Origin of the sequence: Acidovorax sp. (assembly GCF_016783915.1) — a bacterium.
In the GTDB taxonomy this organism is placed as follows: Bacteria; Pseudomonadota; Gammaproteobacteria; order Burkholderiales; family Burkholderiaceae_C; genus Acidovorax.
In genome coordinates, this window is the sequence record NZ_JADHVT010000025.1 from 1 (window position 1) to 14,686 (window position 14,686).

General features: G+C 62.2%; 12 protein-coding genes and 2 riboswitches. Of the genes, 3 read left to right on the plus strand and 9 right to left on the minus strand.

Annotated features, from left to right (window positions below):
• Positions 1–143: 143 nt before the first annotated feature.
• From ISS20_RS07455 to ISS20_RS07495, 9 genes are all read right to left on the minus strand, one after another.
• The gene (locus ISS20_RS07455) at positions 144–3,797 is read right to left on the minus strand and encodes a hydantoinase B/oxoprolinase family protein (protein WP_291435223.1); all 3,654 of its coding nucleotides are present in this window, start codon (positions 3,795–3,797) and stop codon (positions 144–146) included.
• 48 nt (positions 3,798–3,845) lie between these two features.
• On the minus strand, positions 3,846–4,394 hold the full coding sequence (locus tag ISS20_RS07460) for a hypothetical protein (RefSeq protein ID WP_291435225.1): 549 nt from the start codon (positions 4,392–4,394) through the stop codon (positions 3,846–3,848).
• A 31-nt stretch (positions 4,395–4,425) separates the two neighbouring features.
• On the minus strand, positions 4,426–5,391 hold the full coding sequence (locus ISS20_RS07465) for a TRAP transporter substrate-binding protein (protein ID WP_291435227.1): 966 nt from the start codon (positions 5,389–5,391) through the stop codon (positions 4,426–4,428).
• A 42-nt stretch (positions 5,392–5,433) separates the two neighbouring features.
• The gene (locus tag ISS20_RS07470) at positions 5,434–6,732 is read right to left on the minus strand and encodes a TRAP transporter large permease subunit (RefSeq protein ID WP_291435228.1); all 1,299 of its coding nucleotides are present in this window, start codon (positions 6,730–6,732) and stop codon (positions 5,434–5,436) included.
• A gap of 21 nt (positions 6,733–6,753) precedes the next feature.
• Positions 6,754–7,263, minus strand: coding sequence for a TRAP transporter small permease (locus ISS20_RS07475; RefSeq protein ID WP_291435230.1), 510 nt, complete (start codon positions 7,261–7,263; stop codon positions 6,754–6,756).
• A gap of 101 nt (positions 7,264–7,364) precedes the next feature.
• Complete coding sequence (locus tag ISS20_RS07480; RefSeq protein ID WP_291435232.1) at positions 7,365–8,330, minus strand: TRAP transporter substrate-binding protein; 966 nt, start codon at positions 8,328–8,330, stop codon at positions 7,365–7,367.
• Positions 8,331–8,355: 25 nt separating this feature from the next.
• A complete protein-coding gene (locus tag ISS20_RS07485; RefSeq protein WP_291435286.1) occupies positions 8,356–9,150 on the minus strand; it encodes a putative hydro-lyase in 795 nt (264 codons plus the stop codon).
• A gap of 305 nt (positions 9,151–9,455) precedes the next feature.
• Entirely contained in the window at positions 9,456–10,367 is a 912-nt protein-coding gene (locus ISS20_RS07490) for a LysR family transcriptional regulator (RefSeq protein ID WP_288851336.1), read from the minus strand.
• Between the two features lie 253 nt (positions 10,368–10,620).
• Complete coding sequence (locus tag ISS20_RS07495; RefSeq protein ID WP_056067700.1) at positions 10,621–11,079, minus strand: Lrp/AsnC family transcriptional regulator; 459 nt, start codon at positions 11,077–11,079, stop codon at positions 10,621–10,623.
• A 447-nt stretch (positions 11,080–11,526) separates the two neighbouring features.
• Between ISS20_RS07495 and ISS20_RS07500 the strand changes: the two genes are divergently transcribed.
• From ISS20_RS07500 to ISS20_RS07510, 3 genes are all read left to right on the plus strand, one after another.
• Positions 11,527–12,498 carry a TRAP transporter substrate-binding protein gene (locus tag ISS20_RS07500; RefSeq protein ID WP_056067699.1) on the plus strand — a complete coding sequence of 324 codons (972 nt, stop codon included), beginning with the start codon at positions 11,527–11,529 and terminating at the stop codon, positions 12,496–12,498.
• A gap of 125 nt (positions 12,499–12,623) precedes the next feature.
• Positions 12,624–13,118 (plus strand): TRAP transporter small permease, encoded by a 495-nt coding sequence (locus tag ISS20_RS07505; protein WP_291435240.1) that lies wholly within the window; start codon positions 12,624–12,626, stop codon positions 13,116–13,118.
• Complete coding sequence (locus ISS20_RS07510) at positions 13,115–14,392, plus strand: TRAP transporter large permease (RefSeq protein WP_146871063.1); 1,278 nt, start codon at positions 13,115–13,117, stop codon at positions 14,390–14,392. Before ISS20_RS07505 ends, ISS20_RS07510 begins: the two co-directional genes overlap by 4 nt.
• Positions 14,393–14,397: 5 nt before the next feature.
• Positions 14,398–14,503: riboswitch (glycine riboswitch) on the plus strand.
• Positions 14,504–14,516: 13 nt separating this feature from the next.
• Positions 14,517–14,645: riboswitch (glycine riboswitch) on the plus strand.
• The last annotated feature ends 41 nt before the right edge of the window (positions 14,646–14,686 follow it).

Genomic DNA, 14,686 nt, shown 5'->3' on the forward strand with positions numbered 1-14,686 from the left:
TTCATGAGCGTTCTCCTGTTTCATTTCCCGCACCGTGCGGGGGTCGAAGTCGGTGGTGACCAGCGCCGTGCGCCATGCACCGTGCGCCTCTAAAGGCTCACAGCACACAACACCTGCCCCACCGGGGTCAGCGGGCCATCAAGTCAGGACGTGACACATTCGCCAAAGCCACCACCGCCGGGGGTGGCGATCTCGAACACATCGCCGGGCTCCATCAGCGCTGCGCCAATGTGGCCCAGCTCCTCCACCTGACCGTTGGCACGCAGCACGCGGTTGGCACCAGGCCTGCCCGGCTGGCCGCCCGCCATGCCAAAGGCGGGGTTCAGTCGCCCGTTGGACAAGATGCTGGCCGTCATCGCCTCCAGGAAGCGCACGCGCCGCACGCCGCCATCGCCACCCGCCCAGCGGCCTGCGCCGCCCGAGCCGCGCTGGATCTCGTAGCTGTCGAGCACCACCGGGAAGCGGAACTCCAGCACCTCGGGGTCGGTGAGGCGCGAGTTGGTCATATGGGTCTGGACCACGCTGGTGCCGTCAAAGCCGCGCACCGCCCGGCCCGACGCGTCCAGCACCGCACCCGCACCGCTACCACCGGCAATGGTTTCGTAGTACTGGTACTGCGCATTGCCGAAGGTGAAGTTGTTCATGGTGGGCTGGCTGCCCGCCATCACGCCCAGGGCGCCAAACAGCGCATTGGTGATGCAGGTGGAGGTCTCCACATTGCCTGCCACCACCGAGGCCGGCGGGTTGGGGTTGAGCATGGAGCCTTGCGGAATGATCACCTGCAGGGGCTTGAGGCACCCGGCATTGAGCGGGATGTCGTCGTCCACCAGCGTGCGGAACACATACAGCACGGCCGCCATGCACACTGCGCGCGGGGCGTTGAAGTTGTTCATCTGCTGCGGGCTGGTGCCTGCAAAGTCGATGACCGCGCTGCGCTCGGCCACATTGACCTTGACCGACACGCTGATCTGCGCGCCGTTGTCCAGCGGCAGGGTGAAGCTGCCGTCCTTGAGCTGGGTGATCACACGGCGCACCGACTCTTCGGCGTTGTCCTGCACATGGCACATGTAGGCCTGCACAACATCCAGGCCAAACTGGTCCACCATTTTCGACAGCTCCTGCACGCCTTTTTCGTTCGCCGCGATCTGTGCGCGCAGGTCGGCCAGGTTCTGCTGCGGGTTGCGGCTGGGGTATGGCGTGGTGCCGCCGCCCGTGGCCAGCAGGGTGCGCACCTCCTCTTCCAGAAAGATGCCCCGGTCCACCAGCTTCACGTTGTTGATCTGCACACCTTCTTCATCAATGCGTGTGGAGAACGGTGGCATGGACCCCGGGGTGGTGCCGCCAATGTCCGCATGGTGGCCCCGGCTTCCCACATAAAACGTGGGTTCGTTGCCCTCGGCCACGTACACCGGGGTGATCACCGTCACGTCCGGCAGATGGGTGCCGCCGTGGTACGGGTCGTTGAGCATGTACACGTCGCCCGGGTGCATCTTGCCCGCGTTCTCGCGGATCACGGTCTTGATGCTCTCGCCCATGCTGCCCAGGTGCACGGGCATGTGGGGCGCGTTGGCGATCAGGTTGCCGGCCGCGTCGAACAGCGCACAGCTGAAGTCCAGACGCTCCTTGATGTTGACCGAATACGCCGTGTTCTGCAGTTGCAGCCCCATCTGCTCGGCGATGTTCATGAACAGGTTGTTGAAGACCTCCAGCAGCACCGGGTCCACCGTGGTGCCTGCGGCGTACTGCACCTTGCGGGCCGTCACGCGGTCCAGCACCAAATGGTCCAGGTCGGTCAGGCGCGCAGACCAGCCGGGCTCCACCACGGTGGTGGTGTTCTTCTCGGCAATGATGGCGGGGCCGGGGATCACGTCGCCGGGGTGCAGGTCCTCGCGCACCACCAGGGCCGCATCGTGCCATGCGCTGCCCGAGTACATCTTGACCACCTCGCGCTGCGGATGCTTGCGGTGCGAGTGCACGGGCAAGCGCGGCTCGGCGGGGGCGTCACCGGCAATCATGGCCTCGACCGACACGGCCTCCACCACCAGGCCCTTGCCCACCATGAGGAAGGCAAAACGCTGGCGGTAGGCGGCCTCAAAGGCCGTCTGGATGCTGGCCATGTCACCAAACGGCACGACCAGGGCCGAGTCCGTGCCCTCGTAGCGCACATGCACGTTGTGGCGCACCTGCACGGGGTTGGTGCTGACCTGCTGGCGCTCCAGCTCAGCCTGCGCGGCAGAACCCAGCATATCCAGGCGCTCGGCGATCAAGGGCAGAGATTCAGCCGCCAGCGGCATCTCCACCGCCTGCTCGCGGATCACGGTCTGGTCGGCCAGGCCCATGCCATAGGCGCTGAGCACCCCCGCCAGCGGGTGCACGAACACGCGCGACATGCCCAAGGCATCGGCCACCAGGCAAGCGTGCTGGCCGCCTGCACCACCAAAGCACTGCAGGGTGTAGCGCGTCACGTCATAGCCGCGCGCCACGCTGATCTTCTTGATAGCGTTGGCCATCTGCTGCACGGCAATCTGGATGAAGCCTTCGGCCACTTCCTCAGGCCTGCGCTGGGTCTGCACAGCAATTTCCTCAAAGCGGGCGCGCACCGCGTCAGCGTCCAGCGTCTCGTTGGCTGCGGGGCCAAACACACTGGGGAAGTAGCGCGGCTGCACCTTGCCCACCATCACGTTCGCGTCGGTCACGGCCAGAGGGCCGCCCCGGCGGTAGCTCACGGGGCCGGGGTTGGCACCGGCACTTTCGGGGCCCACGCGGAAGCGCGATCCGTCATACGCCAGCACCGATCCGCCTCCCGCCGCCACCGTGTGGATGCTCATCATGGGCGCACGCATGCGCACACCGGCGACGTGGGTTTCGAACTCGCGCTCGAACGCACCGGCGTAGTGGCTCACATCCGTGGACGTGCCCCCCATGTCAAAGCCAATGACTTTTTCGTGCCCGGCCAAGCCCGCCGTGCGCGCCATGCCCACAATGCCGCCTGCGGGGCCGGAGAGGATCGCGTCCTTGCCCTGGAAGGTACCCGCATCGGTGAGACCGCCGGACGACTGCATGAAGAACAGCTTGACGCCTGGCATTTCGCCGGCCACCTGTTCCACGTAGCGGCGCAGGATGGGCGAGAGGTAGGCATCCACCACCGTGGTGTCACCCCGGCTCACGAACTTCATCATGGGGCTGGTTTCGTGCGAGGTGCTGATCTGCGTGAAACCCACCTCCTTGGCAATGCGCAGGGCCGCCTGCTCGTGCTGGGTGTACCGGTACCCGTGCATGAACACAATGGCCAAGCTGCGCAGGCCACGCCCGTAGGCGGCCAGCAGGTCACCACGCAAGGTAGCCTCATCCAGGTTCTGCAGCACGTCGCCATGGGCACCCATGCGCTCGCGGGCCTCGATCACCTCGGTATAGAGCAGCTCTGGCAGCTGGATATGGCGGTCAAACAGACGCGGGCGGTTCTGGTACGCAATGCGCAGCGCATCGCGAAAGCCGCGTGTGGTGACGAGCAGCGTGGGCTCGCCCTTGCGCTCCAGCAATGCGTTGGTGGCCACCGTAGTGCCCATCTTCACGCATTCCACCAGCGCGGGGGTGACGGGCTCGCCGGGCTTCAAACCCAGCAGGTGGCGAATGCCCGCCACGGCGGCATCTTTGTATTGCTCGGGGTTTTCGGACAGCAGCTTGTGCGTGGTGAGCGAGCCGTCGGGCCGCTTGGCCACAATGTCGGTGAAAGTGCCGCCCCGGTCGATCCAGAACTGCCAGCGTGGGGTGTGCGATTGAGGTGTCATGGTGGTCATGTGTAGTGGCTCCGAGATAAAAAATGGAAAGAGGTGGTGGCTTTGTGGCTAGGCGATGGCAAGGTTGGCGGGGGCCAGCCTTTGCATGACCTGCCACACGGCAGGAATGGGGGGTGCGGTGGCCAGAGCCCGCTCCACGGGGCACCAGGGGCCCGCCAGCGCGGCAGCCCAGGCCATCACGGGCAAGATGTCGGCGGGTGGCAGCGTCTGCATGGTGTCGATCACGATGCGCAGCTCTTGCGCCAGGCGGTTGCCGGGAGCAAATCGCCAGTGGTACTGGCCGCCTGCCACACACACGGCGCGGTTGTCCTTGGCCGTCATGGCAGACAGCCACAGGCAGTGAAAGTCTGCGCAGGCCGGGGCTGGAGGCTCGGTCAGGCAAAAGGTGTAGGCGTTTTCGTAAGCGCGGCCAAAGTTGCGCACCAGGGTCTCGGCAATGGCCTCGCGGCCCAGGGTGCATGCCGGGGCCTGCCCGTCGCCCTGGCGCATTTCCATCTGCAGCAGCGCGCCACCGGCAAAGGCTTGCGCGATGAGGTGCGGGCGATTGAGATCCTTGGCGCGCAGGTACATCTCGATGGTGTCCGAGGGCGTGTGCATGGTGCTTCTCCTGAAAGGCGTGCAGGAAAGGTCAGCGCTGCGTGTAGTACGGGATGAAGATCTGGTTGGCCTCGCTGCCCACCGAGCGCACCCACTCGCGCGAGAACCGTTCGCCCAGGCGCTTGAGCTCGGCATCAAAATCCGCTGGCGCACGATCCACCTTGATGCCCTTGCGCTGCAGCTCCGCCACCGACTCTTCGGCCACCGCAGCGCTCATGGCCCAGCCGCGCGTTTCTGCCTCGACGGCGGCCTTGGTCACCGCCTGGCGAGCGGGTGCAGGCAGTGCGTCAAAAGCCTGCTGGTTCACAAAAACGATGTTCTTGGGAAACCAGGCGTTGATGCCGTAGTACTGCTTGATCTGGCCCCAGACCTGGTTCTCGACCCCCGTGAGGGCCGAGGTGATCATGGAATCGAGCTTGCCGGCCGATAAGGCCTGGTTGACTTCGACCATGGGCACGTCTACAGGTGTGGCGCCCAGCAGCTCAGCAATGCGCACCGTGCCGGGGTTGTAGGTGCGCATGCGCGTACCTTTGAAGTCCGCCGATGAGCGCACCGGACTGATCGAAAAAAGCCCCTGAGGAGGCCACGGCACGGCGTACAGCGCCTTGAGACCTTTGCTGGCCATGTGCGCCTCTATCAGCGGACGCTGAACATCCCACATGCGCCGCGCGTCGGCATAGCTGCGCACCACGAAGGGCACGGCATCGGCCCCGGCAATGGGAATGTCCCGCACCAGGTTGGTCATGATGGTCTCGCCCGCCTGGACCTTGCCGTCCTGCACCGCCTGCGGAATCTCACCCAGCTTGAACAAGGCGTTGTTGGAGTGGACCTCGATGCGCAGCGCGCCTGCCGAGGCACGCTCCACATCCTGCGCAAACTGCACGAGGTTGCGGGTATGAAACGACTCCGCGCGGTAACCGGTGGCCAGTTTCCACTGGGTCTGGGCGTGCAGCACCGGGGCCACGGCGAGCGCGGCCAACAACACCAAAGTTTTCATGGAGAACTCCTGCGCGGACGTTTCAGGCGTGGGGGCTGGGGGTCAGCCTTGCATCTGGCGTGGTAGCCAGAGCACGACATCGGGCACGAAGTACGTCATCACGACGGCCACGATCATCAGAGCGAACAGAGGCAGCGCCGTGCGTGCAATCCAGGTCACTTCGCGCCGCGTCATGCCCTGCAACACGAAGAGGTTGAAGCCCACAGGCGGCGTGATCTGCGCCATCTCGACCACCAGCACGATGAAGATGCCGAACCACACCAGGTCAAAGCCTGCGGCCTCCACCGTGGGCAGCAACACAGCGATGGTCAGCACCACCATGGAGATGCCGTCCAGGAAGCAGCCCAGCACAATGAAGAACACGATGAGCAGCAGCATCAGCGCAAAGGGCGACAGGTGCAGCGCGCCGATGAACTCGGCCAGGTGCCGCGGCAGGCCAATGAAGCCCATGGCCAGCGTAAGGAACGCGGCACCCGCCAGGATGAGGCCGATCATGCAGTACACGCGGCATGCGGCGACCAGCCCTTCCTTGAAGCGCTCCCAATTCAACGACCCCTCGATCTTGGCCAGGATCAACGACCCGGCCACACCCAGCGCCGCAGCTTCGGTGGCGGTGGCGATACCGCTGTATATGGCGCCCAGCACCACGATGATGAGCGACACCACAGGGATCAGATGGCGCGACGCATAGAGCTTCTGCACAAAGCTCAGGCGGGCATCAGGGGCTGGCACCTTGTCCTTGTTGAACAAGGCCCACACGATGATGTAGCCCATGAACAATGCAGCCAGCATCAGGCCTGGAATCACCCCAGCCAGGAAAAGCTTGGAGATCGATACATTCGCTGCCACGCCATAGACGATCATGATGATCGACGGCGGAATCAGCAGGCCGAGGGTACCCGCACCGGCCAGCGTGCCCACTGAGATATCTTCCGGATAGCCGCGTTGCTTGAGTTCAGGCAGCGTGATCTTGCCGATGGTGGCGCAGGTAGCAGCCGATGAGCCCGAGATGGCGGCAAAGATGGTGCAGCCCACCACATTCACATGCAACAGGCGGCCTGGCAGGCGCTCCAGCCACGGCGCCAGGCCCTTGAACATGCTGCTCGATAGCTTGCTGCGAAACAGGATTTCGCCCATCCACAGAAACAGAGGCAAGGCAGTCAGCGTCCAGCTGGAGGTAGACCCCCAGATGGTCAGCATCATGCTGTCTCCCACTGGGCGGTTGGTAAAAAACTCCATGCCGACCAAAGCCACTGCCAACAGTGACAGGCCGATCCACAGGCCCGATCCGAGCACTGCGAACAGCACCAAGATCAGGCCCAAAGCAATGATGACGTCCATGATGATGTCTCCTGGATCCAGTTATTCGGAACGGGCTGCTTCGGACACAGCCATGAAAGCCACACCCTGAAAGCGCAGCACCAGCGCATGGGCAAACGCCAGCGCAAAACCAATACAGCCCATGGCCATGCTGATCTGGGGAATCCACAGCGGCGAGGCGTCGGCTGCGGGCGAGATGTCGTGGGTGATGTAGGAGATCCACACCGATCGCACGGCATAGCAGGCGATGTACACCGAAAGCACCAGCGCGCTGACCAGGCAGAACCACTCAAAAGCGCCGCGCCAGCGTGCAGGCAAACGGTCAAGAACCAGAGTCACGCGGATGTGGTCGCCGTTTTGCAGCGTGCTGGGCAGCGCAAAGAACAAGGCGGCTGCAATCGCGTATCCCGCATAGGCGTCGAGTCCGTCGATATTGAGGTGGATGACTTCGCGGGCAAAAACGCCCAGCGTGACTGCGCCGAACGCAGCCAGCATCGACAGGCCGGACAGCAGCATCAGCAGCCTGTAGAAATTTCGGACGAGTTTGTCCATGGCGTACTCCTGTAACGCTGAAAAAAGAGGGGGAGCGGAAACGAGAATGTGGGGGTAGCGCGCGCTGCGCTACCCGGCCCCGTGGGGGCCAGGGAACGCGACTACTTCTTGCGGTAAGCGTCGATGATGGCCTGCCCATCGGCCCCGGCCGATTTCACCCAGTCGGCGGTCATGGATTCGCCGATGCTCGCCAGCTCCTTCTTGATGCTGTCGCTGGGTTCGGCCACCGTCATGCCTTTGGCCGACAGTTCCTTGATGAACTCCTTGTCCACACGCTCGCTGGTGGCCCAGCCGCGTTCCTCGGCGGCAGCTGCAGCCTTGAGCACAGCGTCCTGCAGGGGCTTGTCGAGGGCATCGAAGGCCTTCTGGTTCACCACCGTGGCGTTTCGGGGCAGCCAGGCGCTCACGGGGTAGAAGTACTTGACCTGCTCATACAGCTTGGACTCCACACCGCTCGCGCTTGATGTCAGGAAGTTCTGCACTGTGTTCGTAGCCAGGGCCTGGCCCAGCTCCGACAGCTGGATGGTCACCGGCTGCGCCTTGAGCAGCTGGGCAATGCGCGTGGTGGCGGGGTTGTACGCGCGCATCTTGGTGCCCGCAAAGTCTGCGGGCGCGCTCACCGGCTTGAGCGAGTACAGCGATTGGCCAGGCCATGGCACCGAGAAAAGCACCTTCACGCCCTGTGCTGCGAGCAGCTTCTCTTGCGCAGGCTTGGCGGCCAGGTACAGGCGCTTGGACTCTATATAGGTCGTCGCCAGGAACGGGACTGAATCCACGCCAAACAGAGGGTTCTCATTGGTAGCGCCCGACAGAATGAACTCTGCCGAAGGCACCTGACCGGTCTGTACCGCGCGCTTGATCTCGTTGGCCTTGTACAGCGAACCACCGGGGTGCAGGGTGATCTTGAGCTTGCCGCCGGTGAGCTTGTCCACTTCATCGGCAAACTGCTGCACGTTTTGCGTCTGGAAGCTGTTGGCGCCATAGCCTGTGGGCAGATCCCACTTGACCTGGGCCTGTGCCGCGCACACGCTGAGTGCGGCTGTCATACACAGTGCAAATTTTTTCATGGGGAGACTCCTGGGGGTAAGCCGCTTAGAAGCTGGCGAGTTGGTGGTTAAGAAGGTCGGTGATCAACATGCAACCCGGGGCGTGGGTGATGCAGAAGGCCGGTTGGGCATTGAGGATGGCCGATTGCGGTGTCACGCCGCAGGCCCAGAAAACAGGGATCTCACCGGGCATCAGCGCCACGGCATCCCCGTAGTCGGGATGGGCCAGATCGGCGATGCCGATGAGTGCCGGGTCACCGATATGCACAGGCGCGCCATGCACATTGGGAAACCGCGAGGTGACCTGTACAGCCCGAATCACATCTGCTGCCGGCATGGGACGCATGGTCACCACCATGGCGCCACCAAAGGGGCCAGCGGGCTCGGTTTGCACATTGGTGCGGAACATCGCCACGTTCTTTCCTTCGTCAATATGGCGCAGGCGGATGCCTGCCTCGATCAACGCGGACTCGAACGAGAACGAGCAACCGAGAACGAAGGTGACCAAGTCAGATCGCCAGAGGCTGGCGATGTCCGCCACCTCTTCCGACATTTCACCGTGACGCCAGATACGATAGAGCGGTACATCGCTGCGGATGTCGATATCTTTGCCCAGCGAGGGCAAGGTGAACTGTCCGGGCTCGCTGACCGCCAGCACAGGGCAAGGCTTGGGGTTGCGTTGACAGAACCGGAGGAAGTCACTAGCAAGCACCTCGGGGAGGATGACCACGTTGCCCTGGACATGGCCATCCGCGAGACCACTGGTATGCGATGTCCACAGGCCCTTGCGGATGGTGTCACGGACATGGATCGGGTTACTGGCACCTTCGGAACCAAACACCGCGAGCGAATTTTCTTGAACGAAGTCCACCGTTTTTCCTTGCATTGAGAAATGTCAATTGCATGACGTTGGGCAGATTGTGTTGGGCGGTGATAGCCCCTGGCAAATTCAAAAAATTTCTATCAGCTCATCGATTTTTTCCATGCACTTCATTGGGGAGAGTCGAACCAACTTGGTGCCGAGGGAAAACCCTGGGAGGGAATTTACGGGTAAACCCTGACACCAACGAATCCCTGGATTGCAGGAAAAAATGGCATGCGCCGCGCACACCCGACAGGGTGCACCGAAGCTTTTTGACGAAAGGCTCAGCCCTTGCGAGGGCGGCGGACTGGCGCGGGCTGTTGCTGCTCAATGAAGTCCAGCGCCGACCGCACCACGGCCTCCATGGCGGGTGACGAGGGGTCTTCGCGGTAGCTCACATGGATGGGCAGCGGCCGCAGTGCGGTGTCGCAAGCCAGTGCACGCAGGTCGGGGAACGCGAGCAGGCGCTGCACTGCCAGGCGCGGCAAAGTGGCCACACCAAAGCCGCCCTGCACCAGCTGCACCATCGCAGAAATCGACGAGATGGTGTGCACGCAACGCGGCTCTACCTGGGCCTGGCGCAGCGTATCGAGAAGGGACACGTGCGGCTGCGAGCCACGCTGAAACGTCAGGATGTCAGCGCCTGCAAAGTCTTCCAGCGCATAGCGGCGCTTGCGGTGCGTCTTGCTGTTGCCCACGAACACCATCTCCATGGGCGTCACCGCCTGGCTGCGGATGCCATCCGCGGCCGCCGGCAGGGCTGCGAAAACGGCATCCAGCGTGCCGCGGCGGATCTGGTCGAGCAACACGGGGGTGGTCTCGACCGTCAGCTCTAGCTCCAGCAACGGGTTGTCCTTGCGCAGCTGTTCCACCCACGGAATGAGCCACGAGTGCAGTACCGATTCGATGGCGCCCAGACGAATCGATACTTCCAAAGGGCCGCCTGATCCCATCTCGGTCTTGAGCTGGCGCTGTAGCTCCAGCATGCGCTTGGCGTACACCAGGAACCGGGCACCGGCCACCGTGAGCTTGAAGTGCTTGTCACGCCGGTCCAGCAACAGCACGCCCAGCTCCTCTTCGAGTGCGGAGATGCGGCTGGACATCGCGGACTGGGTCAGGAAAAGCTTCTCGGCGGCGCGTGTCACGCTCTTGAGAGAGGCCACCCAGTAAAAGGCTTCGACAAAACGCAGGTTCATGGTGTTTTTCGGAAGGGCTGGGTGTGCCTGTGTACCAACGGCTTTGCGCACTGCCCAGACGGGCGCACTGTGATGGTGCGCGGTGTCGGAATCCACATGCCTTTTTCCGGCAAACACCGCGCTGTAAAAGCCATTGTGCCGTCGCATTTCAAGGACACAACGCAGAACTGCTCGCAGTGGGGGCGCTGGCTAAAAGTGCGTTGCCAGTTTTCTGCAAGGAACCTGTGGCGTCTTGCCACGCCACACCACCGGCCTACCCGGTGAACAAGGGCAGGTCTGCCTTCTTCAAGGTCCGCAGCACAAAGCTGGAGCGGCTGTGCCGTATGCCTTTGATCTTGTAGAGCTTCTCGCGCAGCAGGCGCTCGTAATCGCGGGTGTCCTTGACGACGATGCGCAGCAGGTAGTCGTAGTCACCGGAGACCAGGTGCGCCTCGATCACTTCGGGAATGCTGGCCAGTGTCTCGCCAAACTTTTCGAGCGTGTTGTCGGAGTGGCTGTCGAGCGTGACCTGCACCAGCACCGTGTCGGCCAGGTCCAGCGACTGGGGGTTGATGCGCACCGTGTAGCCCTGGATGACACCGGCCTCTTCCATCTTTTTGATGCGCCCCCAGCAGGGCGACGGGCTCAAGCCCACGGCCTGCCCTATCTCTTGCAGGCTGGCGCGAGCGTTGGCCTGCAAGACAGCGAGAATTTTTCTATCCAGTCGATCCATCGGCCGGATTATTCAGCAAATCATGCGAATGCAGAAAATTATTCTGCACATTCAGCGAAATGCACCAAGTTCAGCAAATTCATCTGCAACACCCGGCGCATACTTCTTCCATCAAGGCGCTCTTACCGGAGCGCACAAATTGACAAGGCCCCGGCTGGTTACCGCCAGCACGGGGCCCTTGGCATTCCAGATGCCTCCCCAGATTGAATAGCCGCTTGCATCCGTCGGCTGCATGCGTCCTGTGTCCGAACCTCAGCGCCCCATTCCAAAGAGGTGTCGCCAATGCAACTGCAAACGCGGGGTTGACCAGTTGATAAGCACGCTTACCAGCACAAACCCGGATGCCTGCGGCCATGCTGCACCGCCATAATTTGACTGAGGCCAGGGGTGGCTCTGCAAGGAGCCCAAGTGCCCCGTTCCCCTGCCCCAACATCAACAGGAGACACCATGCAATTGACCAAACTCGTCGTTGGACTGAGCCTTGCGCTCGGCTTTGTGGCCACCGCTGCTGCGCAGACCACTATGCGCATCAGCATCTCGACGGCCCAGAACTCCCACCAGGGTGTAGCCATCGACACGTTTGCCAAAGAGGTCGAAAAACGCACAGGGGGCCGTTACAAGGTACAGACCTTCTACAACGGTGCACTGGGTGGCGAGCGAGAGTCGATTGAAGCGGTGCAGCTGGGGACACAAGAGCTGGCGTTCAGTTCTACAGGCCCAGTGCCCAACTTTGTGCCTGAGACCAAGATCCTGGATGTCCCCTTCCTGTTCCGCGACAAGGCCCATGCACGCGCGGTGCTGGATGGACCCATCGGCCAGGACCTGCTGTCCAAGTTCGATGCCAAGGGTTTCAAGGCGCTGGCATGGGCCGAGAACGGCTTCCGCCACATGACCAACAGCAAGCGCGACGTGAAAGAGCCCGGCGACCTGAAGGGCCTGAAGATGCGTACGATGGAGAACCCCGTGCACATCGCCGCTTACAAGGGCTTTGGCATCATCACCACGCCCATGGCCTTCCCTGAAGTGTTCACGGCGCTGCAACAAGGCACGGTGGACGGTCAGGAGAACCCGCTGTCCGTCATCATCTCGGCCAAGTTCGATCAGGTGCAAAAGCACCTGACGCTCACCGGCCACGTCTATTCGCCCTGCATCTTCGTGATGAACAAGGCAGCTTTCGACAAGCTCTCGGCGGCCGACAAGCAGGCCTTCATTGACGCCGCCAAGGAAGGCACCAAGGCCAACCGTGCACGCGTGGACGAAGACGACGCCAAGGGCGTGGCCGACCTCCGCGCCAAGGGCATGACAGTGATCGACAACGTGGACAAGGCCAAGTTTGTGGCGGCACTGGCCCCCGTCAACGCCGAGTTTGAAAAGCAGTTCGGCAAGGCTGCCATCGACAAGATCCGCGACGTCAAATAATTCTGTTCATTGCTATTACCTTTGTAGCTGACAACGCCCGTAGCCATTGCGCTATCGGGCGTTTTTATTCTTGAACGATCGATGGTTCTGATCACCTCCCACCTACCCATGGTTGGCACCGCCCCATGAAAAACGCTTTTCTTACCTTTGAGCGATGGACCACCTTCATCGCCATGCTGGGCGCTTGCGCCATGCTGACCCTGGCTTCGGCCCTGGGTATGTTCCAGATCGTGACTCGCTTTGTGCTGGAGCAGCCTGCTGAATGGACCGAAGTGCTCATCCGCTTCAGCCTGATCTGGATGGTGTTCCTGGCCATTCCGGCCGCGTTTCGCCAGGGCGCGATGGTGAGTGTGGACGTGCTGTACCGCTGGAGTCCGCCGCGCATCAAACGGGTGCTGGACTGGGTGGTGACACTGGCAGCCCTGGTCCTCATCGGCATCATCATCTGGTACGGCTGGGACTATGCACGCCGGGGCGGCGTGCAAAGCATGGCCGGGCTGGAATCCGTGTCCATGTTCTGGGCTTACCTCGCCATGCCTGTGGGTGGCCTTTTTTGTGTGGTCGGCATCATCGGCAACCTCATTGATCCCCTGCGTATGGAACTGGAGACTGCTCAATGAGTTTGGTCATGATTTCAACGATGGTGCTGTGCTTTGCACTCACCGTCTCAGTGGCTGTGTCCATCGGTTTGGCTTCCATCCTGGGCATCCAGGCCTCCAATGCGAACATGCTCATCTCCGTCAAGGAGATGTTCGGAGCCATCAACAAGTTTCCTTTGGCAGCCATCCCCTTCTTCATCCTCGCGGGCAACCTGATGGAAACTGGCGGCATCTCGCGCCGTCTGGTGGAGTTTGCCAAGAGCATCGTCGGCGGTGTGCAGGGCGGCCTGCCCATGACCTGCGTGCTGACGTGCATGATCTTTGCTGCCGTGTCGGGCTCGTCGGTCGCCACTACGTTTGCGATTGGTGCCATCCTGATTCCGGCGCTCATCAAGCACGGCTACCCCACGAGCTATGCGGCAGCGCTGCAAGCCACCAGCGCAGAGCTGGGTGTGATCATCCCGCCCTCCATCCCCATGATCCTGTACGGCGTGAGTGCCGAGGTGTCCATTGGCGAACTCTTCATCGCTGGCTTCGGCCCAGGGCTGCTCATCAGCGCCGCGCTGATGCTGTTTGTCTGGGTGTATTGCAAATACAAGGGCTGGGGCAAAAACGATGGTGATGGGCGCATGCCCTTTGGCAAGGCCACGCTGCAGGCGGGCTGGGCATTGCTGATGCCCGTGATCATCCTGGGCGGCATCTATGGCGGTGTGTTCACCCCCACCGAGGCATCGGCCGTTGCAGTGTTCTATGCGTTGATCGTCGGCGTCGTGATCTACCGCGAGATCAAGCTCAAGGACCTGTTCGCCATTCTGCGCAAGTCGGCCATCTCGTCGGCGGTGATCATGTTCATCATTGCCAACGCCGGGTTGTTTGCGTTCCTGATCACGCGCGCTGGTGTGCCAGATGCCATCGGCCGCTGGCTGGAGGCTGTGCTGCAGTCCCCTGCCCTGTTCCTGCTGGGCGTGAACGCGGCGCTGTTCGTGATTGGCATGTTCATCGAGACCAGCGCGGCGATCATTGTGCTGGCCCCCATCCTGGCGCCTGTAGCGATGCATTTCGGTATTGATCCGGTGCACTTCGGTCTCATCATGGTGGTGAACCTTGCGCTGGGCATGATCACGCCACCTTTTGGGGTCAACCTGTTCGCGGCATGCACCGTGGCCAGAATCTCGCTGGACCGGATCATCAAGCACCTGCTTCCCTTTGTCGGAGTGATTCTGGTGTGCCTGATGATCATCACCTATGTGCCATCGATCTCGCTGGCACTTCGGGATCTGGTCTACGCAAAGTAGTTAGAATCGCCGGGTCAGGAGAGAGTGCTCCGTCTTGTCCTCAGGACGCGCAGCACCGCCGAAGGCGCAGGCACCCGCCGAACGCTCAGGCAAAAGGACTGACAACCGCCCGCAGCGATGCGGGCGTTCCCTTGCTGGAGAGAGATGGCCCCACAGTAAAACTGTGTGCAGGCCATCCACCGAAGGAGCAAACCGCACGGCCAGCCAAGGCGCTGCGGTGAATCTCTCAGGTAAAGCGGACAGCAGGGCAAATCCCGTGACCATCTTGGTGGTCGCGGCCCCCATTTGCCCCGG

What these genes read in the sequence shown, in the direction of transcription:
- ISS20_RS07465 (WP_291435227.1), bottom strand. Translation starts at nt 5,391, where the DNA reads ATGAAAACTTTGGTGTTGTTGGCCGCGCTCGCCGTGGCCCCGGTGCTG.
- ISS20_RS07470 (WP_291435228.1), bottom strand. Translation starts at nt 6,732, where the DNA reads ATGGACGTCATCATTGCTTTGGGCCTGATCTTGGTGCTGTTCGCAGTG.
- ISS20_RS07510 (WP_146871063.1), top strand. Translation starts at nt 13,115, where the DNA reads ATGAGTTTGGTCATGATTTCAACGATGGTGCTGTGCTTTGCACTCACC.
- ISS20_RS07495 (WP_056067700.1), bottom strand. Translation starts at nt 11,079, where the DNA reads ATGGATCGACTGGATAGAAAAATTCTCGCTGTCTTGCAGGCCAACGCT.
- ISS20_RS07455 (WP_291435223.1), bottom strand. Translation starts at nt 3,797, where the DNA reads ATGACCACCATGACACCTCAATCGCACACCCCACGCTGGCAGTTCTGG.
- ISS20_RS07505 (WP_291435240.1), top strand. Translation starts at nt 12,624, where the DNA reads ATGAAAAACGCTTTTCTTACCTTTGAGCGATGGACCACCTTCATCGCC.
- ISS20_RS07460 (WP_291435225.1), bottom strand. Translation starts at nt 4,394, where the DNA reads ATGCACACGCCCTCGGACACCATCGAGATGTACCTGCGCGCCAAGGAT.
- ISS20_RS07475 (WP_291435230.1), bottom strand. Translation starts at nt 7,263, where the DNA reads ATGGACAAACTCGTCCGAAATTTCTACAGGCTGCTGATGCTGCTGTCC.
- ISS20_RS07490 (WP_288851336.1), bottom strand. Translation starts at nt 10,367, where the DNA reads ATGAACCTGCGTTTTGTCGAAGCCTTTTACTGGGTGGCCTCTCTCAAG.
- ISS20_RS07480 (WP_291435232.1), bottom strand. Translation starts at nt 8,330, where the DNA reads ATGAAAAAATTTGCACTGTGTATGACAGCCGCACTCAGCGTGTGCGCG.
- ISS20_RS07500 (WP_056067699.1), top strand. Translation starts at nt 11,527, where the DNA reads ATGCAATTGACCAAACTCGTCGTTGGACTGAGCCTTGCGCTCGGCTTT.